The organism is Enterobacter hormaechei subsp. xiangfangensis (genome assembly GCF_001729785.1).
GTDB classification, from domain to species: domain Bacteria; phylum Pseudomonadota; class Gammaproteobacteria; order Enterobacterales; family Enterobacteriaceae; genus Enterobacter; species Enterobacter hormaechei_C.
The window spans coordinates 4,090,410-4,109,799 of the sequence record NZ_CP017183.1; the positions used below are offsets into that span (position 1 = coordinate 4,090,410).

The 19,390-nt window shown below is 55.6% G+C and carries 19 protein-coding genes; 14 read left to right on the top strand and 5 right to left on the bottom strand.

Annotated elements, in window-relative coordinates:
• The first annotated feature begins 14 nt into the window (after positions 1-14).
• The 11 genes from BFV63_RS19525 (at position 15) to npr (ending at position 7,934) form a co-directional block, all read left to right on the top strand.
• Positions 15-992 carry a calcium/sodium antiporter gene (locus tag BFV63_RS19525; RefSeq protein ID WP_022651914.1) on the top strand — a complete coding sequence of 326 codons (978 nt, stop codon included), beginning with the start codon at positions 15-17 and terminating at the stop codon, positions 990-992.
• A gap of 13 nt (positions 993-1,005) precedes the next feature.
• Positions 1,006-1,992 (top strand): arabinose-5-phosphate isomerase KdsD, encoded by a 987-nt coding sequence (kdsD, locus tag BFV63_RS19530; protein WP_003861853.1) that lies wholly within the window; start codon positions 1,006-1,008, stop codon positions 1,990-1,992.
• A 14-nt stretch (positions 1,993-2,006) separates the two neighbouring features.
• Positions 2,007-2,573: a 3-deoxy-manno-octulosonate-8-phosphatase KdsC gene (kdsC, locus tag BFV63_RS19535; protein ID WP_003861856.1), complete on the top strand. Its 567-nt coding sequence runs from the start codon at positions 2,007-2,009 to the stop codon at positions 2,571-2,573.
• Positions 2,570-3,145 carry an LPS export ABC transporter periplasmic protein LptC gene (gene lptC, locus BFV63_RS19540; protein WP_003861858.1) on the top strand — a complete coding sequence of 192 codons (576 nt, stop codon included), beginning with the start codon at positions 2,570-2,572 and terminating at the stop codon, positions 3,143-3,145. The genes kdsC and lptC overlap by 4 nt, the downstream gene beginning before the upstream one ends.
• On the top strand, positions 3,114-3,668 hold the full coding sequence (lptA, locus tag BFV63_RS19545; RefSeq protein WP_003861860.1) for a lipopolysaccharide ABC transporter substrate-binding protein LptA: 555 nt from the start codon (positions 3,114-3,116) through the stop codon (positions 3,666-3,668). The genes lptC and lptA overlap by 32 nt, the downstream gene beginning before the upstream one ends.
• 6 nt (positions 3,669-3,674) lie before the next feature.
• Positions 3,675-4,400, top strand: coding sequence for an LPS export ABC transporter ATP-binding protein (lptB, locus tag BFV63_RS19550; RefSeq protein ID WP_003861862.1), 726 nt, complete (start codon positions 3,675-3,677; stop codon positions 4,398-4,400).
• A 47-nt stretch (positions 4,401-4,447) separates the two neighbouring features.
• Entirely contained in the window at positions 4,448-5,881 is a 1,434-nt protein-coding gene (gene rpoN, locus BFV63_RS19555) for an RNA polymerase factor sigma-54 (protein ID WP_003861864.1), read from the top strand.
• A gap of 22 nt (positions 5,882-5,903) precedes the next feature.
• Positions 5,904-6,191: a ribosome hibernation promoting factor gene (hpf, locus tag BFV63_RS19560; RefSeq protein ID WP_003861866.1), complete on the top strand. Its 288-nt coding sequence runs from the start codon at positions 5,904-5,906 to the stop codon at positions 6,189-6,191.
• An 82-nt stretch (positions 6,192-6,273) separates the two neighbouring features.
• Positions 6,274-6,765 carry a PTS IIA-like nitrogen regulatory protein PtsN gene (ptsN, locus tag BFV63_RS19565; protein ID WP_003861869.1) on the top strand — a complete coding sequence of 164 codons (492 nt, stop codon included), beginning with the start codon at positions 6,274-6,276 and terminating at the stop codon, positions 6,763-6,765.
• Positions 6,766-6,810: 45 nt separating this feature from the next.
• Entirely contained in the window at positions 6,811-7,665 is an 855-nt protein-coding gene (gene rapZ, locus BFV63_RS19570; RefSeq protein WP_003861870.1) for an RNase adapter RapZ, read from the top strand.
• The gene (npr, locus tag BFV63_RS19575; protein WP_003861872.1) at positions 7,662-7,934 is read left to right on the top strand and encodes a PTS phosphocarrier protein NPr; all 273 of its coding nucleotides are present in this window, start codon (positions 7,662-7,664) and stop codon (positions 7,932-7,934) included. The genes rapZ and npr overlap by 4 nt, the downstream gene beginning before the upstream one ends.
• A gap of 39 nt (positions 7,935-7,973) precedes the next feature.
• Here the strand turns inward: npr and mtgA are convergent, their stop codons facing one another.
• From mtgA to lptF, 5 genes are all read right to left on the bottom strand, one after another.
• Positions 7,974-8,699: a monofunctional biosynthetic peptidoglycan transglycosylase gene (gene mtgA, locus BFV63_RS19580; RefSeq protein WP_003861874.1), complete on the bottom strand. Its 726-nt coding sequence runs from the start codon at positions 8,697-8,699 to the stop codon at positions 7,974-7,976.
• On the bottom strand, positions 8,696-9,349 hold the full coding sequence (elbB, locus tag BFV63_RS19585) for an isoprenoid biosynthesis glyoxalase ElbB (protein ID WP_003861876.1): 654 nt from the start codon (positions 9,347-9,349) through the stop codon (positions 8,696-8,698). Before elbB ends, mtgA begins: the two co-directional genes overlap by 4 nt.
• A 232-nt stretch (positions 9,350-9,581) precedes the next feature.
• Positions 9,582-11,915, bottom strand: coding sequence for an aerobic respiration two-component sensor histidine kinase ArcB (gene arcB, locus BFV63_RS19590; RefSeq protein WP_000809803.1), 2,334 nt, complete (start codon positions 11,913-11,915; stop codon positions 9,582-9,584).
• 137 nt (positions 11,916-12,052) lie between these two features.
• Complete coding sequence (gene lptG / locus BFV63_RS19595) at positions 12,053-13,135, bottom strand: LPS export ABC transporter permease LptG (protein WP_001147540.1); 1,083 nt, start codon at positions 13,133-13,135, stop codon at positions 12,053-12,055.
• Positions 13,135-14,235 carry an LPS export ABC transporter permease LptF gene (gene lptF / locus BFV63_RS19600; RefSeq protein ID WP_003861881.1) on the bottom strand — a complete coding sequence of 367 codons (1,101 nt, stop codon included), beginning with the start codon at positions 14,233-14,235 and terminating at the stop codon, positions 13,135-13,137. Before lptF ends, lptG begins: the two co-directional genes overlap by 1 nt.
• Positions 14,236-14,500: 265 nt before the next feature.
• Between lptF and pepA the strand changes: the two genes are divergently transcribed.
• The 3 genes from pepA to BFV63_RS19615 all read left to right on the top strand — a co-directional run bounded on the left by pepA (position 14,501) and on the right by BFV63_RS19615 (position 19,379).
• Entirely contained in the window at positions 14,501-16,012 is a 1,512-nt protein-coding gene (gene pepA / locus BFV63_RS19605) for a leucyl aminopeptidase (RefSeq protein WP_003861882.1), read from the top strand.
• A 68-nt stretch (positions 16,013-16,080) separates the two neighbouring features.
• Positions 16,081-16,524 (top strand): DNA polymerase III subunit chi, encoded by a 444-nt coding sequence (holC, locus tag BFV63_RS19610; RefSeq protein WP_003861884.1) that lies wholly within the window; start codon positions 16,081-16,083, stop codon positions 16,522-16,524.
• Positions 16,524-19,379: a valine--tRNA ligase gene (locus tag BFV63_RS19615; protein ID WP_017382726.1), complete on the top strand. Its 2,856-nt coding sequence runs from the start codon at positions 16,524-16,526 to the stop codon at positions 19,377-19,379. Before holC ends, BFV63_RS19615 begins: the two co-directional genes overlap by 1 nt.
• The last annotated feature ends 11 nt before the right edge of the window (positions 19,380-19,390 follow it).

A 19,390-nucleotide genomic window follows, 5' to 3' on the forward strand; every position in this document is an offset into this window, starting at 1 on the left:
AGAAAGGACTTTTGATGCTTTTAGCAACAGCACTGTTAATAATTGGTTTACTGTTGGTGGTCTACAGTGCTGACCGTTTGGTCTTTGCCGCATCCATTCTCTGTCGACTCATTGGCATGCCGCCCATCATTATCGGCATGACGGTGGTCAGTGTAGGCACATCGCTTCCTGAAATCATCGTTTCTGTTTCAGCCTCGTTGCATGGCCAGGTTGACCTCGCTATCGGCACCGCGATTGGCTCTAACATCGTCAATATCTTGCTGATTTTAGGCTTAGCCGCATTACTGCATCCATTTCGCGTACATTCCGATGTTTTGCGTCGTGAATTGCCGCTAATGTTAGTCGTCAGTCTGCTGGCGGGCTATGTGCTTTATGACGGGGTGCTGAGCGTCGGTGACGGTATATTCCTGCTCGCCCTGGCCGTGATCTGGTTGCTTTACAGCGTGAAGATCGCACGTCTGGCGGAAAAACAGGGTAACGATAGCCTCACGCGTGAGCACCTCGCCGAGCTGCCCCGGGAAGGGACCTTACCCGTCGCCCTGCTGTGGCTGGGCGTCGCGCTGATTATCATGCCAATGGCCACGCGGATGGTGGTCGATAACGCGACGGTGCTGGCGAACGCGTTTGCGATGAGCGAACTGACAATCGGTCTGACGGTCATCGCTATCGGCACCAGCCTGCCAGAGCTGGCTACCGCCATCGCCGGGGCGCGTAAAGGGGAAGATGATATCGCCATCGGCAATATCATTGGCTCGAATATTTTCAATATCGTGATCGTGACGGGGCTGCCGGCGTTAATTTCGCCGGGACCGTTTAACCCTATGGTTTTCACGCGCGATTACGGTGTGATGCTGCTGGTCAGCGTGATTTTCGCCCTGCTCTGCTGGCGGCGAAAAGAGCAGATCGGCAAAGGCGCGGGCGCGCTGCTGACGGGTGGATTTATCGTATGGCTGGCGATGCTGTACTGGCTCTCGCCACTTCTCTCTGGGTAAACGGAAACGCATTATGTCGCAAATAGAATTGCAGCCGGGTTTTGACTTTCAGAAAGCAGGCAAAGACGTTCTGGAGATTGAACGTGAAGGTCTGGCGCAGTTAGATCAGTACATTAATCAGGATTTTAGTCTGGCCTGTGAGAAGATGTTCTACTGCGCCGGTAAAGTCGTGGTGATGGGGATGGGCAAATCCGGCCATATCGGGCGCAAAATGGCGGCGACCTTTGCCAGTACCGGCACGTCGTCATTCTTCGTTCATCCCGGTGAAGCCGCGCACGGTGACCTCGGCATGGTTACGCCGCAGGACGTGGTTATTGCGCTGTCCAACTCCGGGGAATCGAATGAAATCCTGGCGTTGATCCCGGTGCTGAAGCGTCTGCACGTACCGCTGATTTGCATGACCAGCCGCCCGGAAAGCAGCATGGCGCGCGCGGCGGATATTCACCTGTGCGTGAAGGTGCCTAAAGAAGCCTGCCCGCTGGGGCTGGCGCCGACCTCCAGCACAACCGCCGCGCTGGTGATGGGCGATGCCCTTGCCGTTGCGCTGCTGGAAGCCCGCGGTTTTACGCCAGAAGATTTCGCCCTGTCTCACCCCGGCGGCGCGCTCGGGCGCAAACTGCTGCTGCGGGTTAACGATATTATGCACACCGGGGATGAGATCCCGCACGTCAGCAAAGAGGCCTCTTTGCGCGACGCGTTACTGGAGATCACCCGTAAAAACCTGGGCATGACGGTTATCTGCGACGATCTGATGAAGATTCAGGGCATTTTCACCGACGGCGACCTGCGCCGGGTATTCGATATGGGTGTGGATGTCCGAACGCTGGGCATCGCTGATGTAATGACACCAGGAGGGATCCGCGTCCGTCCGGGTACGCTGGCGGTAGATGTACTGAACCTGATGCAGTCCCGTCATATTACCTCAGTGATGGTTGCCGATGGCGACCAACTGCTGGGTGTGGTACATATGCATGATCTGCTGCGCGCTGGCGTAGTGTAATGAAGGATAAGACAATGAGTAATGCGGGTGCATCCCTTGCAACCTGTTATGGCCCGGTGAGCGCCCACATGATGTCAAAGGCGGAAAATATCCGCCTGCTGATCCTCGATGTGGATGGTGTGCTCTCCGACGGTCTGATTTATATGGGCAATAACGGCGAAGAGCTGAAAGCCTTTAACGTTCGCGACGGTTACGGTATCCGCTGTGCGCTCACGTCCGGTATTGAAGTTGCAATCATCACCGGGCGGAAAGCTAAACTGGTAGAAGATCGGTGTGAAACGCTGGGCATTACGCATCTCTATCAGGGACAGTCTGATAAGATGGTAGCCTTCCGGGATTTGCTGGGAAAACTGGCCATTGCGCCAGAGAATGTGGCATACGTCGGGGATGATTTGATCGACTGGCCAGTCATGGCGGAGGTGGGTCTGAGCATCGCCGTGGCTGACGCGCACCCGCTGCTGATCCCGCGTGCTGATTACGTTACCCATATTCACGGTGGCCGTGGCGCCGTCCGTGAAGTCTGCGATCTGCTTCTGCTGGCGCAGGGCAAGCTTGATGAGGCGAAAGGGCAATCGATATGAGTAAAACCAGACGTTGGGTTATCATTCTGCTTGCGCTTGTCGCCCTGATACTGATTGGCGTAAATCTCGCTGACCGCGATGATACGCAAGCGGAAGTGGTTAACACGAGCGACCCGACCTATAAAAGCGATCACAGCGACACCGTGGTCTATAGCCCGGAAGGTGCGCTGAACTATCGCCTCGTTGCTCAGCATGTAGAATATTTTTCAGATGACGGCACCTCGTGGTTTACCCAGCCGGTCCTGACCACCTTTGATACGGACAAAGTGCCGACGTGGTCAATCAAGTCTGACCGGGCAAAACTGACAAATGACCGTATGCTTTACCTGTATGGTCACGTTGAAGTCAACGCCCTGACCGCTGACGCGCAACTGCGAAAAATTACGACGGATAACGCCCAGATCAACCTGGTCACCCAGGATGTCACGTCGCAGGATTTAGTCACCCTGTATGGCACAACATTTAATTCCAGCGGTTTAAGAATGCGCGGGAACTTACGCAGCAAAAACGCCGAGCTGATTGAAAAGGTTAGAACCTCCTATGAAATTCAAAACAAACAAACTCAGCCTTAAAGTTGTTATCGCCAGCGCGCTGCTGGCGGCCAGTCTTCCCGCGCTTGCTGTGACTGGCGACACCGAACAGCCGATTCATATTGAATCCGATACCCAGTCTCTGGATATGCAGGGTAACGTCGTCACCTTTACCGGCAACGTCGTTGTGACCCAGGGCACCATCAAAATCAACGCCGACAAAGTGGTCGTTACCCGTCCGGGCGGCGAGCAGGGGAAAGAGATTATCGATGGTTATGGCAACCCGGCCACCTTCTACCAGATGCAGGACAACGGCAAGCCGGTGAAAGGCCATGCCTCGCATATGCACTATGAACTGGCGAAGGATCTGGTCATCCTGACCGGTAATGCTTACCTGGAACAGCTGGACAGCAATATCAAAGGCGACAAGATCACTTATCTGGTGAAAGAGCAGAAAATGCAGGCCTCCAGCGAAAAAGGCAAACGCGTCACGACCGTGCTTGTGCCTTCGCAGTTGCAGGACAAGAACAACGGTCAGGCTCCGGCAAAGAAAAAGAGTAACTAATTCGTTATGGCAACTTTAACTGCAAAAAACCTCGCGAAAGCGTATAAGGGCCGCCGCGTCGTCGAAGATGTCAGTCTGACCGTCAACTCCGGCGAAATCGTGGGTTTGCTTGGCCCTAACGGCGCGGGTAAAACTACGACCTTCTACATGGTAGTGGGCATCGTCCCGCGTGACGCCGGCAACATCATTATCGATGATGAAGATATCAGCCTGCTGCCGCTGCATGCCCGCGCGCGTCGTGGCATCGGCTATCTGCCGCAGGAAGCGTCTATCTTCCGCCGCTTAAGCGTGTTCGACAACCTGATGGCCGTGCTCCAGATCCGTGACGATCTGACCAGCGAGCAGCGCACTGACCGTGCGAACGAGCTGATGGAAGAGTTTCATATTGAACACCTTCGCGACAGCCTCGGTCAGGCGCTGTCCGGTGGTGAACGCCGCCGCGTTGAGATTGCGCGCGCGCTGGCAGCAAACCCGAAATTTATCCTGCTGGATGAACCGTTTGCGGGCGTTGACCCCATCTCCGTTATCGATATCAAACGTATCATTGAACACCTGCGCGACAGCGGGCTTGGCGTACTGATCACGGACCACAACGTTCGTGAAACGCTGGCGGTGTGTGAGCGCGCCTACATAGTGAGCCAGGGCCATCTGATTGCCCACGGTACGCCGCAGCAAATCCTCGAGGATGAGCATGTTAAGCGCGTGTACCTTGGGGAAGACTTCAGACTCTGATAGGGTAGAGGTTAAGTCACGCCGAACCGGAGAAAAACGCTCTGAACATGAAGCAAGGTTTGCAATTACGGCTCAGCCAGCAACTGGCCATGACGCCGCAGCTCCAGCAGGCAATCCGTCTGTTGCAGCTGTCCACGTTAGAACTCCAGCAGGAGCTCCAGCAGGCGCTGGACAGCAATCCGCTGCTGGAGCAGACCGATCTTCATGACGAGGTAGACGCCCAGCAGACGCAGGACACAGAAACGCTCGACTCCGTAGATGCACTCGAACAGAAAGAGATGCCGGACGAACTGCCGCTGGATGCCAGCTGGGATGAAATCTACACCGCGGGTACCCCTTCCGGGACGCGTGCAGACTACCAGGACGATGAACTCCCGGTCTACCAGGGCGAAACTACCCAATCGCTTCAGGACTACCTGATGTGGCAGGTGGAGCTGACGCCTTTCTCCGATACCGATCGCGCCATTGCCACCTCGATTGTCGATGCCGTTGACGACACGGGCTATTTGACCGTGACGCTGGACGAGATTCTTGAAAGCATCGGCGATGACGAGATTGAACTGGAAGAGATCGAAGCCGTCCTGAAACGCGTTCAGCGTTTCGACCCGATTGGCGTCGCCGCGAAAGATCTGCGTGACTGCCTTCTGATCCAGCTTTCGCAGTTTGCTAAAGAGACACCGTGGATTGACGAAGCCCGGCTCATCATCAGCGATCATCTGGATCTGCTGGCGAACCACGACTTCCGCACCCTGATGCGCGTCACGCGCCTGAAAGAAGAGGTGCTGAAGGAAGCGGTGAATCTGATCCAGTCACTCGATCCGCGTCCGGGGCAGTCGATTCAGACCAGCGAACCGGAATATGTCATTCCCGATGTGCTGGTGAGAAAACACAATGGCCGCTGGGTCGTTGAACTGAACGCCGACAGCATTCCTCGCCTGCAAATCAACCAGCAATACGCCTCCATGTGCACCAGCGCCCGTAACGACGCTGATAATCAATACATTCGCAGCAACCTTCAGGAAGCACGCTGGTTGATTAAGAGTCTGGAGAGCCGTAATGACACGCTGCTGCGCGTCAGCCGCTGTATTGTCGAACAGCAGCAGGCATTCTTTGAGCAGGGCGAAGAGTTTATGAAACCGATGGTGCTGGCGGACATAGCCCAGGCCGTCGAGATGCATGAATCAACCATTTCCCGCGTGACCACGCAGAAGTATCTGCACAGCCCACGCGGTATTTTTGAGCTTAAGTATTTCTTCTCCAGCCACGTGAACACCGAAGGCGGCGGCGAAGCCTCGTCGACGGCCATTCGCGCACTGGTGAAGAAGTTGATCGCCGCGGAGAACCCCGCGAAGCCACTCAGTGACAGTAAGTTAACCACCATGCTGTCCGATCAGGGTATTATGGTGGCACGTCGTACTGTCGCGAAGTATCGAGAGTCTTTATCCATTCCGCCGTCTAACCAGCGTAAACAACTGGTTTGACACAACCGATAAGGAAGACACTATGCAGCTCAATATCACCGGACATAACGTCGAGATTACTGAGGCTTTACGCGATTTTGTAAACACTAAGTTTGCGAAACTCGAGCAGTATTTCGAGAGGATCAACCAGGTCTATGTTGTGTTGAAAGTGGAGAAAGTGACGCATATCTCGGATGCGACCCTGCACGTCAACGGAGGGGAACTCCATGCCAGTGCGGAAGGGCAAGACATGTACGCGGCTATCGACGGCTTGATTGATAAGCTTGCGAGACAGCTCAATAAACATAAAGATAAACTGAAACAACACTAATTGTCCGGGCAGTTAACGGGTGCAGGACGGCCTGTTGTGAAACACAACAGGCCATTTGTACAGTTAGCGCTTAGGTGAAATTATGATAAACAACGATTCCGCTCTTCAACTGAGCAATGTCCTTAACCAGGATTGTACCCGCAGTGGCGTTCACTGCCAGAGCAAAAAACGTGCGCTGGAAATCATCAGTGAGCTGGCCGCAAAACAGCTGGGTCTGCCGCCGCAGATCGTGTTTGAAGCCATTCTGACTCGTGAAAAAATGGGCAGTACCGGCATCGGCAATGGCATTGCGATCCCGCATGGCAAGCTGGAAGAAGATACGCTGCGTGCCGTGGGGGTGTTTGTGCAACTGGAAACGCCTATCGCTTTTGACGCCATTGATAACCAGCCTGTGGATCTGCTCTTCGCGCTGCTGGTTCCTGCCGATCAGACCAAGACCCACCTGCACACGCTGTCGCTGGTTGCCAAACGTCTGGCGGATAAAACCATTTGTCGTCGACTGCGCTCAGCCCAAAGTGATGAAGAGCTTTATCAAATTATCACTGAAGCAGAAGGCAATCAGGATGAGGCATAATCGGGAAAGGGCCTTCAGAACGGCTGCCCTGAGGAGAAACGGAACATGGTGCTGATGATCGTCAGCGGTCGTTCGGGGTCCGGGAAGTCCGTGGCCCTGCGCGCGCTGGAAGACATGGGATTTTACTGTGTAGATAACCTGCCGGTAGTGTTGTTACCCGATCTGGCGCGGACGCTGGCGGACAGGCAAATCTCTGCCGCCGTCAGTATTGACGTGCGTAACATGCCGGAATCGCCGGAAATCTTCGAGCAGGCAATGAACAGCCTGCCGGAATGCTTCTCGCCTCAGCTCTTGTTCCTGGACGCTGACCGCAACACGCTGATCCGCCGTTACAGCGATACACGTCGTTTGCATCCGCTCTCCAGTAAAAATCTTTCGCTGGAAAGCGCCATCGATAAAGAGAGCGATCTGCTTGAGCCGCTGCGTTCGCGGGCCGACCTGATTGTCGACACCTCTGAAATGTCCGTCCACGAGCTGGCGGAAATGCTGCGTACGCGCTTACTCGGCAAGCGCGAGCGTGAACTGACGATGGTGTTTGAATCCTTCGGCTTTAAGCACGGCATACCTATCGATGCGGATTACGTTTTTGATGTGCGTTTCCTGCCGAACCCGCACTGGGATCCGAAACTGCGTCCGATGACCGGTCTGGATAAGCCGGTGGCGGCGTTCCTCGACCGACACACAGAAGTACACAATTTTATCTACCAGACGCGAAGCTACCTTGAGCTATGGTTACCTATGCTGGAAACAAACAATCGCAGCTACCTGACGGTGGCGATTGGCTGTACCGGCGGTAAACATCGTTCGGTCTACATTGCCGAACAGCTGGCCGATTACTTCCGCTCACGCGGGAAGAACGTTCAGTCCCGTCATCGCACGCTGGAAAAACGCAAAACATGACCGTAAAACAGACCGTCGAAATCACCAATAAGCTGGGCATGCATGCGCGCCCGGCGATGAAGCTGTTTGAGCTGATGCAGGGTTTTGATGCTGAGGTGCTGCTGCGCAACGACGAGGGAACCGAGGCAGAAGCCAATAGCGTGATCGCCCTGCTGATGCTGGATTCTGCCAAAGGCCGCCAGATTGAAGTTGAAGCCACCGGCCCGCAGGAAGAAGAAGCGCTGGCGGCAGTGATTGCCCTGTTTAACGCCGGGTTTGACGAAGACTAACGTTCGCCATGTCGGCGGGTAGCGCTGCGCTTACCCGCCCTACATAAGATTATTTCGCTCCATAAACCCTTCCCCACCCAACTGACGCATCTGGCGCATAATCCACGCCTGGCGGCTTCGCACGTAGCCTGACGGGGTGCTGGCCTTAAAACGCAGCGGGTTCGGCAGCACGGCGGCAAGGAGTGCCGCTTCGGACATAGTCAACCTGCTGGCGGGCTTGCCAAAATAGCGCTGCGATGCCGCTTCGACGCCAAACACGCCGTCACCAAACTCCGCGATATTCAGGTAGACGGTCAAAATGCGTTTTTTGCTCCACACCGTCTCGACCCCCAGCGTCAGCCCGGCCTCCAGCCCTTTTCTTACCCAGCTGCGACCGTCCCATAAGAACAGATTTTTTACCGTCTGCTGAGAAAGCGTTGACGCGCCGCGGACGCGGTTTTCATGACGTTCATTATGATCCAGCGCCTTCTCAATAGCCGCCACGTCAAAACCCCAGTGCTCCGGGAATTTCTGATCTTCTGCCGCAATGACCGCCAGCCCCATCCACGGGGAGATTTCATCCATGCCGACCCAGTCTGAGTGGGCAACATAGCCAAAATCACCCGAGAGCCAGGCGCTAATCTGCCGCTCTGCCATCACGGCGGAGAACGGGACGGGCAGGATGCTGAACAGCGCAATGCCTCCGCCCCAAAAAACGGCCAGGACCAGCACAATACGCAGCAGGATCCGTTTTAACCACCCGCCAGGGGATAATTTACGACTCATTCGGTAAGAACCAGCACTCTGTCCACCAGCTTTTCAATGCCTGCGGCAGCCTCAGCGATATTCTGCGCCAGCATATACGCCGGCGTGGTGATGATTTTGTTGTCCTCATCCACCACAATGTCGTCGACCGGGCATGGCACGTGCTCGCCGCCCATATCCTCAATAATTTCAGCGGTATCAATGTCGGTTCCGATCGTGAGCCGCAGCGGGAAATCAAAAATTTTCGGCAGCATGGCTGGCGCAATGCAGATAAAGCCCTGCGGCTTACCTGCTGCATGCATCGCCAGCGATAGCGCTTTCAAATCGGGATCGACATGGCACGCCGCGCCTTCTGTTGCAAACGTGCTCAGGTTTTTTGCCGCGCCAAAGCCGCCCGGCACGATGAGCGCATCAAGTTCAGCGGCATCGGCCTGTGCCAGCGGATGAATATCTCCACGCACAATACGTGCTGCTTCAATCAGCACGTTACGGCTTTCCGCCATTGGCTCGCCGGTAAGATGATTCATTACGTCTGCTTGAGTTTTATCCGGCGCGAAGCAGAGAACGTCTGCCCCCTGCCGCGATAATGCCAGCAGCGTTAATACGGTTTCGTGTATCTCTGAACCATCGTAAACGCCACATCCGCTCAGCACGACACCCACTTTCTTCATTCTGACGATCCTTCTAAGCAACTCGCTGAAGCACATTAAAAATTCTGATTAAAACGCTATGCTTCACACATTTCACTGATTCATGTAACAAACTGTTTAAGATTTGCTATCTTATCTGCGTGCGGCCTCAATTTTCAGGCGGCGTCCATGCGAAAACAACCCACAAAAATCAGGCGCAGCCACGATTTCCCTGGTGTTGGCGCAGTATTCGCGCACCCCGGTATAGCCGGGGTCATTTTTTTCTGGCATCTACCCAAGCTTTCAGCACTGCCACATCGTTTTGCCACTCCTGTTTCATCTCTTCGACCCAATCACCTACATTATCTTCCCAGGCAGGTAAATCAGGCGACTGAATCTGTTGGCCCAGTTGCTGGAGATGACGTAACCCGACCGATCCTGCCGCGCCTTTGATTTTATGTCCCTCTTCGACGATGCCCTTCTGGTCACGCGCCGTCAGGTTGGATTCGAGCACGTTCAGATAGCCCGGCATCATTTTTTCGAACACGGCCAGGCCATCGGTGATCAGTTTTGGTCCTACCAGATCGATATACTGCTCCAGCATGGCGGTATCCAGTATCGTTTGGGCTTTGGCGCTATCAACAGACGTCATGGTGCTCTCCTCTTCATCACAGGTATCCCAGAACTTCTTGATCATCGCCGTCAGGGCAGGTACCGCCAGCGGCTTGCTGAGCACATCGTCCATTCCGGCCTCGAGGTACTCTTTTTTATCTTTCAGCACGTTTGCGGTCAACGCCACCAGCGGCGGCAGCTCGTCAGGAGCATATTTGCGCGTCAGCTCGCGGGAGATATCCAGTCCGGTCATGTCCGGTAGCTGAATATCGAGCAGCACCAGGTCGTACTCGCCCGGCGTGAACATCTCCAGCGCGGCTTTGCCGGTCATCGCCACATCCACGCTGTTACCGAGTTTTTCCAGTACCGACCGGGCGACAATGACGTTCAGCTCAATATCTTCCACCAGCAGGACGTGCAGGGCTGGCAGCGGCATATCGTCGTTCTCAAACGTATCTTCCACCTCTTCCGCCACGGCAGGCGCGTGGACGGTAAGCGTAAAGGTGGAGCCTTTACCCGGCTGGCTGGCAACGGTGATATCCCCGCCCATACTTTTCGCCAGACGTTTCGACACCGCCAGGCCAATGCCCGTACCGGTCGCCGGTTTACCGCCGTGGCTGTCTTTAACCTGATAATACATGGCGAAGATCTTATCCTGCTCTTCCTGAGGAATGCCGATACCCGAGTCCTCAACTTCAAAGTGCAGCATGTCGCCTTCGTCATAGCGAATGCGCACCGCAACCTGCCCCTTCTGGGTAAACTTCACGGCATTGCTGATGAGGTTCCACAGGATCTGACGCAGCCGCGTGCCGTCCGTCACCACTTTATGCGGCAGCGGCAGCGTCGGCTCCATCACAAAGCTCAACCCTTTTTGCTGGGCCTGCAAACCTGACAGGTTCTCCAGGTCCGCAAGGAAGCCTGTAAAATCAACCGGCTGGTTGTCGAGCTGAACTTTACGGCGCTCCATCTTATCCATGTCGATAATATCATTGAAGATATTGCCCAGCGTGACCGCCGAGACGTGGATCGTTTTGAGGTATTTTTCCTGCTCGCTGGTCAGCTCGGTATCCAGCAGAATGCGGCTCAGCCCCACAATGCCATTCAGCGGGGTGCGCAGTTCATGGCTGATGGTGGAGATGAAAGTTGTTTTATCCCGGCTGGCGCGCTCCAGCGCATCCTGATAGCGCTTACGCTCGGTGATATCACGGCCAAAGCCCATCAGACCATGACGTTTACCCACCCGGTCGTAATAAGGTACTTTGCGGATCTCAAAGCAGGCTTTGCGCCCGTCGGGGTAGTCCAGCCACTGCTCATAGGTCAGCGAAACGTTATGGCGGAAGACCTTTTCATCCGTCTCCATCACTTTTGCTGCCGCCTCTTCGGAATAGACATCCTGAGGTTTCAGGTGGATCAGCTGTTTTTCGCTTTTCCCGGTCAACAGTTCCATGGCCCGGTTACAGCCGGAGAACTCTTTATCTTCATTACGGTAGAACACCAGATCCGGCGACGCATCGAGGAACGAGCGCAGGAAAGAGGATTGCTGTTCAAGCTGGATCTGCGTGACTTCGCGCTCTTTCATCTCAATTTTCAGCTGCTCAAGCGTGGTCTGACGCTCGGCTTCCGCCTTCTCACGGTCTGAAATTTCCTGATTCAGCTGGGCAATGTTGTCCTTGAGCTGAACGTTGAGTTTAAGATCGCGCTCGCGCATCTCTTCCAGCTTATCCACCAGTTTCGATAAACGCTGTCGGGACTCTTCCAGCTGCTCAACCACCACGGAGAGGAAATAGACCGCCCATGGGGTGATCAGCAGGCCAAAGAAAATAGAGCGGATCACGTCGATGCTCTCGACCTGACCATGCAGAACCATGGTCACGGCCATTTGCACGACAATGGCCAGAACGACCAGCGCCAGCGCCAGCAGCATGGAAAAACGCACCAGCCCGAGCTTCATCATCAGGTCGACGTAGTACTGGGCCAGCATTCGAATTTGCTTCATAGAGGATCCCTTCACGACTTTATCGCTCAATAATACTCAAATTCACGGCGAGGCGTTGAAGGTTGTGAGAAAAAGTGCGGGGTGAAACAGGAGATTAGCCTCGCCCCCGGGCTAGCGGGAGCGAGGAAGACGTTTTATCAGGAGCGTTTTAGCAGCATCCAGAGGCTGATCAGGAAGAAACTGGCGCTCGGCAACAGCGCGCCGATAATTGGCGGAATGCCATACACCAGTGTCAGCGGACCGAAAATCTGATCGAGGACGTAGAACACGAAACCAAAGCTGATACCAGTTACCACGCGGACCCCCATCGGCACGCTACGTAGCGGTCCAAAGATGAACGACAGCGCCATTAGCATCATCACCGCCACGGACAGTGGCTGGAAGATTTTGCTCCACATGTTGAGCTGGTAACGCCCCGCATCCTGTCCGCTCGATTTCAGATACTTCACGTAGTTATGCAGACCGCTGATGGAGAGCGCATCGGGATCGAGCGCTACCACGCCAAGCTTGTCCGGCGTCAGGTTGGTTTTCCAGGTACCGCTTACGGTCTGCGAACCGGTGATCTGTTTCGGGTTCGTCAGGTCAGATTCATCAACCTGGGATAACCGCCACAGCTTGTTGTTCGCATCAAATTTAGCGGAGGCGGCATAACGCACCGACTGCAAACGACGATCGTTGTTGAAGGCGTAGATGCTCACGCCGCCCAGTTCATCGTCCCCTTTCACGCGTTCGATATAGACGAAGTTCTGACCATCTTTCGCCCATAACCCCTGCTGCGTGGAGAGCAGCGAACCACCGTACATAGCCTGAGCACGGTAGTTACGCGCCATCTGTTCGCCCTGCGGCGCGACCCATTCGCCAATCGCCATGGTCAACAGCACCAGCGGGATCGCGGTTTTCATTACCGACAGCGCAACCTGCATACGGGTAAAGCCAGATGCCTGCATCACCACCAGCTCGCTACGCTGAGCCAGCATCCCCAGGCCCAGCAACGCCCCCAGCAGGGCCGCCATCGGGAAGAAGATCTGCACATCTTTTGGTACGCTGAGCAGGGTGTACATCCCGGCACCCAACGCGTCGTAACTCCCCTGCCCGGCTTTTTTCAGCTGGTCGACAAATTTGATAATGCCCGAGAGCGACACCAGCATGAACAGGGTCATCATGATGGTGGTGAAAATCGTTTTACCGATATAGCGGTCAAGTACGCCAAACGCCTGCATTAGATGGCTCCTTTACGCGTAAACCGGGCACGAAGACGACGCACAGGCACCGTGTCCCACAAGTTGAGTCCGACTGCCAGCAGCAGATACAAACCATTCACGACCCAGGTCCAGATCATCGGGTCAATTTTTCCTTTCCCGCCGTTAGACTTGATTGAGGTTTGCAGCAGGAAGAACACCAGATACAGCAGCATCGCTGGCAGCATCGACAGCACGCGGCCCTGGCGCGGGTTCACCACGCTCAGCGGAACCACCATCAGCGCCATCATAAATACGGTGAATACCAGCGTGATACGCCAGTGCAGTTCAGCACGCGCACGATCGGTATCGGTATTCATTAAGGTGCGCATATCCATCTGCTCAGTATCCGTTGGATCGAGCGCGACGGCCTGATGACCAATGATGGCCTGGTAGTTCTGGAAATCGGTAATACGGAAGTCGCGCAGCATAGCCGTGCCTTCGAAACGCGTTCCTTTGTTCAGCGTGACAACCTGAGAGCCGTCTTTACGCTGAGACAGCTGACCGGAGTCCGCCACCACCACAGAAGGCCGAGCGTTACCTTTCGGGCGCAGTTGAGCAAGAAACACGTCATTGAAGCGGTTGCCATCGACGCTTTCGATAAACAGCACGGAGTTACCGTCGGTCGCCTGCTGGAACTGCCCCTGCGCCAGCGCCGCCAGCCCCGGGTTAGCTTTTGCTTCCGCCAGCACCTCATCCTGATGACGAGAGGAGGTCGGCCCCGCCCACATGACGTTAACCGCGGCAACAATGCCCGTAAACAGCGCCAGCACCATGGCTGCTTTTACCAGTACGGCTTTACTGAGGCCGCAGGCATGCATCACGGTGATTTCACTTTCGGTATAGAGCTTACCCAGGGTCATCAGCAGACCAAGGAACAGGCTTAACGGCAGGATAAGCTGCGCCATTTCCGGCACGCCAAGCCCGAGCAGGGAAAGCACCAGATTCGTTGGGATTTCGCCATCAACCGCCGCGCCGAGGATCCTGACCAGCTTCTGACAGAAAAAGATCAGAAGGAGGATAAAGAGGATCGCCAGTTGGCTCTTCAGCGTCTCCCGAACCAGATATCTTATGATTATCACTTTAAATACGCCCGTTAAAACTCGTCTTATGCAGGAATTTAGCTTGTTTCATGGCTTAAACGTCATTTATTCTCTTGAGTCGTCGAAATCATCGCTAAGATTAAAAAACCCGGCGGATTCGCGCTTCATGACATTTATTGACGTGTCGAAACCGTAGTAACGTAAGATTAACACGAAGTCACCACAACGGCGGACATGAGTTACGAAAGGTTTCAATTCTATCCGTAGCCGCCGCCGTTGTCTTTAAGATTCAGGAGCGTAGTGCATGGAGTTCAGTGTAAAAAGCGGTAGCCCGGAGAAACAGCGGAGTGCCTGCATCGTTGTGGGCGTCTTTGAACCACGCCGACTCTCCCCGATCGCCGAGCAACTCGATAAAATCAGCGACGGCTATATCAGCGCCCTGCTGCGCCGTGGCGAACTGGAAGGCAAACCAGGGCAGACCTTGTTGCTGCACCATGTTCCGAACGTCCTGTCCGAGCGTATTCTGCTGATTGGCTGTGGTAAAGAACGTGAGCTTGATGAGCGCCAGTACAAGCAGGTTATTCAGAAAACCATTAATACACTGAATGATACTGGTTCGATGGAAGCCGTCTGCTTCCTGACGGAGCTGCACGTTAAGGGCCGCAACACGTACTGGAAGGTGCGCCAGGCCGTCGAAACCGCAAAAGAGAGCCTCTACAGCTTTGATCAGCTGAAGACCACCAAAAGCGAGCCGCGTCGCCCGCTGCGTAAAATGGTCTTTAACGTGCCAACCCGTCGCGAGCTGACCAGCGGCGAGCGCGCCATTCAGCACGGTCTGGCCATTGCCGCCGGTATCAAAGCGGCAAAAGATCTTGGCAATATGCCGCCAAACATCTGTAACGCCGCGTACCTGGCGTCTCAGGCGCGCCAGCTGGCTGACGCCTACAGCAAGAACGTTATCACCCGCGTTATCGGCGAACAGCAGATGAAAGAGCTGGGGATGCACTCTTATCTGGCGGTCGGTAACGGCTCCCAGAACGAATCCCTGATGTCAGTCATTGAGTACAAGGGCAATCCGTCTGAAGATGCGCGTCCGATCGTGCTCGTCGGTAAAGGGCTGACCTTCGACTCAGGCGGTATCTCCATCAAGCCTTCAGAAGGCATGGATGAGATGAAGTACGACATGTGCGGCGCGGCGGCGGTTTACGGCGTTATGCGCATGGTCGCGGAACTTCAGTTGCCCATCAACGTGATCGGCGTGCTGGCGGGCTGCGAAAACATGCCTGGCGGCCGCGCTTATCGTCCTGGTGATGTGCTGACCACCATGTCCGGCCAGACCGTTGAGGTGCTGAACACCGACGCCGAAGGTCGTCTGGTACTGTGCGACGTGCTGACCTACGTTGAGCGTTTCGAACCTGAAGCGGTGATTGACGTGGCTACACTGACCGGCGCCTGCGTGATTGCGCTGGGGCATCACATCACCGGCCTGATGTCGAACCACAACCCGCTGGCGCATGAACTGATCGGCGCGTCCGAACAGGCCGGCGACCGCGCGTGGCGTCTGCCGCTGGGGGACGAGTTCCAGGAACAACTGGAGTCTAACTTCGCAGACATGGCAAACATCGGCGGTCGTCCTGGCGGGGCGATTACCGCGGGCTGCTTCCTGGCGCGCTTTACCCGCAAGTACAACTGGGCGCACCTGGACATCGCGGGGACCGCATGGCGCTCCGGTAAAGCCAAAGGCGCGACCGGACGTCCGGTGGCGCTGCTGTCGCAGTTCCTGCTCAATCGTGCGGGTTTTAACGGCGACGAGTAATGATAAACGCCGGGTGGCGCTACGCTTACCCGGCTTTGCATTTAAATCCACGACAAGAAACCCCATATATGAAGAATGCAACGTTCTACCTTCTGGACAATGACACCCATCAGGATGGCCTCAGCGCCGTTGAACAACTGGTGTGTGAAATTGCCGCAGAACGTTGGCGCGCAGGTAAACGCGTCCTGATTGCCTGTGAAGATGAGCAGCAAGCGATTCGCCTGGATGAAGCGCTATGGGCGCGCCCGCCGGAGAGTTTTGTTCCGCATAACCTGTCGGGCGAAGGTCCACGCGGCGGGGCACCGGTGGAGATTGCCTGGCCGCAAAAACGCAACAGCAGCGCGCGCGACATTCTCATTAGCCTGCGGACAGACTTTGCAGATTTTGCCACCGCTTTCACAGAAGTGGTAGACTTTGTCCCTTACGAAGAATCTTTGAAACAACTGGCGCGCGAACGCTACAAAGCGTACCGCCTGGCCGGTTTTAACCTGAATACGGCAACCTGGAAATAATGGAAAAGACATATAACCCACGCGATATCGAACAGCCGCTTTACGAGCACTGGGAACAGCAGGGCTATTTCAAGCCTAACGGCGACGAAAGCAAAGAGTCCTTCTGCATCATGATCCCGCCGCCGAACGTCACCGGCAGTTTGCATATGGGGCATGCTTTCCAGCAGACCATCATGGATACCATGATCCGCTACCAGCGCATGCAGGGTAAAAACACCCTGTGGCAGGCGGGGACTGACCACGCGGGTATCGCGACCCAGATGGTGGTTGAGCGTAAAATTGCCGCTGAAGAGGGTAAAACCCGCCACGACTACGGTCGCGACGCGTTCATCGACAAAATCTGGCAGTGGAAGGCAGAATCCGGCGGCACCATTACCCGTCAGATGCGCCGCCTCGGCAACTCCGTGGACTGGGAGCGCGAGCGCTTCACCATGGACGAAGGCCTGTCCAACGCCGTGAAAGAAGTCTTCGTCCGTCTGTACAAAGAAGACCTGATTTACCGCGGCAAACGCCTGGTCAACTGGGACCCGAAACTGCGTACCGCCATCTCTGACCTGGAAGTGGAAAACCGCGAGTCTAAAGGCTCCATGTGGCACATCCGCTATCCGCTGGCAGACGGTGCGAAAACCGCCGACGGTAAAGATTACCTGGTGGTGGCGACCACCCGTCCGGAAACCCTGCTGGGCGATACCGGCGTGGCCGTTAACCCGGAAGATCCGCGTTATAAAGATTTGATCGGCAAATTCGTGGTGCTGCCGCTGGTGAACCGCCGTATTCCGATTGTGGGCGACGAACACGCCGACATGGAAAAAGGCACCGGCTGCGTGAAAATCACCCCAGCGCATGACTTCAACGACTATGAAGTCGGTCGTCGTCATCAACTTCCGATGATCAACATTCTGACCTTCGACGGCGATATCCGCGAAAGCGCAGAAGTGTATGACACCAAAGGCAACGAGTCCGACGTTTATTCCAGCGACATCCCGGCTGAGTTCCAGAAGCTGGAGCGCTTTGCCGCGCGTAAAGCCATCGTAGCCGCCGTTGACGCGCTCGGCCTGCTGGAAGAGATTAAGCCTCACGATCTGACCGTGCCGTACGGCGACCGTGGCGGCGTAGTTATCGAGCCAATGCTGACCGACCAGTGGTACGTGCGTGCCGACGTGCTGGCGAAACCGGCTGTGGAAGCGGTTGAGAACGGCAGCATTCAGTTCGTGCCGAAGCAGTACGAAAACATGTACTTCTCCTGGATGCGCGATATTCAGGACTGGTGTATTTCCCGTCAGCTGTGGTGGGGTCACCGTATCCCGGCGTGGTACGACAACGAAGGCAATGTCTACGTTGGCCGCACCGAAGAGGAAGTGCGTCAGGAAAACAACCTGGGCGCTGACGTTGCCCTGCGCCAGGATGAAGACGTGCTGGATACCTGGTTCTCCTCCGCGCTGTGGACCTTCTCTACCCTCGGCTGGCCGGAAAACACCGACGCGCTGCGTCAGTTCCACCCAACCAGCGTGATGGTCTCCGGCTTCGACATCATCTTCTTCTGGATCGCCCGCATGATCATGATGACCATGCACTTCATCAAAGACGAAGACGGCAAGCCGCAGGTTCCGTTCCATACCGTTTACATGACCGGCCTGATCCGCGACGACGAAGGCCAGAAGATGTCCAAATCCAAGGGTAACGTTATCGACCCGCTGGATATGGTAGACGGTATCTCTCTGGAAGAGCTGCTGGAAAAACGTACCGGCAATATGATGCAGCCGCAGCTGGCGGAGAAAATCCGCAAGCGTACCGAGAAGCAGTTCCCGAACGGGATCGAATCTCACGGTACCGACGCCCTGCGCTTCACCCTGGCGGCGCTGGCCTCCACCGGCCGTGACATCAACTGGGATATGAAGCGTCTGGAAGGTTACCGTAACTTCTGTAACAAGCTGTGGAACGCCAGCCGCTTCGTGCTGATGAACACCGAAGATCAGGATTGCGGCTTTAACGGCGGCGAAATGACCCTGTCTCTGGCAGACCGCTGGATCCTGGCGGAATTTAACCAGACGGTTAAAGCATTCCGCGACGCGCTGGACAGCTACCGCTTCGACATCGCGGCAGGCATCCTGTACGAATTCACCTGGAACCAGTTCTGCGACTGGTACCTGGAGCTGGCGAAGCCGGTCATGAACGGTGGTTCTGAAGCGGAACTGCGCGGCACGCGTAATACGTTGATTACCGTTCTGGAAGGTCTGCTGCGCCTTGCGCACCCGATCATTCCATTCATCACCGAAACCATCTGGCAGCGCGTGAAGGTGATTGCCGGTATTAATGCCGATACCATCATGCTCCAGCCGTTCCCGGCATTCGACGCCGCGAAAGTGGATGAAGCCGCGTCTGCGGATACCGAGTGGCTGAAACAGGCGATCGTTGCGGTACGTAACATCCGCGCGGAAATGAATATCGCTCCGGGTAAACCACTGGAGCTGCTGCTGCGCGGTTGCAGCGAAGCTGCCGTTCGTCGCGTCACCGAGAACAACACCTTCCTGAAAACCATGGCGCGTCTGGAAAGCATTACCGTGCTGCCTGCCGATGACAAAGGTCCGGTTTCCGTGACCAAAATCATCGACGGCGCGGAGCTGCTGATCCCGATGGCGGGCCTGATCGACAAAGACGCGGAGCTGGCGCGTCTGGCGAAAGAAGTGGCGAAAGTCGACGTGGAAATTGGCAAAATCGAAAGCAAACTGGCGAACGAGGGCTTTGTGGCCCGCGCGCCGGAAGCGGTCATCGCCAAAGAGCGTGAGCGTCTGGTTGCCTTCGCCGATGCGAAGACCAAACTGATCGAGCAGCAGGCGGTTATCGCAGCCCTGTAATGCTTTTATCC

Coding starts and splice junctions, on each gene's coding strand:
- BFV63_RS19525 (WP_022651914.1), top strand. CDS start 15: ATGCTTTTAGCAACAGCACTGTTAATAATTGGTTTACTGTTGGTGGTC.
- arcB (WP_000809803.1), bottom strand. CDS start 11,915: ATGAAGCAAATTCGAATGCTGGCCCAGTACTACGTCGACCTGATGATG.
- BFV63_RS19615 (WP_017382726.1), top strand. CDS start 16,524: ATGGAAAAGACATATAACCCACGCGATATCGAACAGCCGCTTTACGAG.
- lptC (WP_003861858.1), top strand. CDS start 2,570: ATGAGTAAAACCAGACGTTGGGTTATCATTCTGCTTGCGCTTGTCGCC.
- npr (WP_003861872.1), top strand. CDS start 7,662: ATGACCGTAAAACAGACCGTCGAAATCACCAATAAGCTGGGCATGCAT.
- mtgA (WP_003861874.1), bottom strand. CDS start 8,699: ATGAGTCGTAAATTATCCCCTGGCGGGTGGTTAAAACGGATCCTGCTG.
- rpoN (WP_003861864.1), top strand. CDS start 4,448: ATGAAGCAAGGTTTGCAATTACGGCTCAGCCAGCAACTGGCCATGACG.
- holC (WP_003861884.1), top strand. CDS start 16,081: ATGAAGAATGCAACGTTCTACCTTCTGGACAATGACACCCATCAGGAT.
- lptB (WP_003861862.1), top strand. CDS start 3,675: ATGGCAACTTTAACTGCAAAAAACCTCGCGAAAGCGTATAAGGGCCGC.
- rapZ (WP_003861870.1), top strand. CDS start 6,811: ATGGTGCTGATGATCGTCAGCGGTCGTTCGGGGTCCGGGAAGTCCGTG.
- kdsD (WP_003861853.1), top strand. CDS start 1,006: ATGTCGCAAATAGAATTGCAGCCGGGTTTTGACTTTCAGAAAGCAGGC.
- hpf (WP_003861866.1), top strand. CDS start 5,904: ATGCAGCTCAATATCACCGGACATAACGTCGAGATTACTGAGGCTTTA.
- ptsN (WP_003861869.1), top strand. CDS start 6,274: ATGATAAACAACGATTCCGCTCTTCAACTGAGCAATGTCCTTAACCAG.
- pepA (WP_003861882.1), top strand. CDS start 14,501: ATGGAGTTCAGTGTAAAAAGCGGTAGCCCGGAGAAACAGCGGAGTGCC.
- kdsC (WP_003861856.1), top strand. CDS start 2,007: ATGAGTAATGCGGGTGCATCCCTTGCAACCTGTTATGGCCCGGTGAGC.
- lptG (WP_001147540.1), bottom strand. CDS start 13,135: ATGCAGGCGTTTGGCGTACTTGACCGCTATATCGGTAAAACGATTTTC.
- lptA (WP_003861860.1), top strand. CDS start 3,114: ATGAAATTCAAAACAAACAAACTCAGCCTTAAAGTTGTTATCGCCAGC.
- elbB (WP_003861876.1), bottom strand. CDS start 9,349: ATGAAGAAAGTGGGTGTCGTGCTGAGCGGATGTGGCGTTTACGATGGT.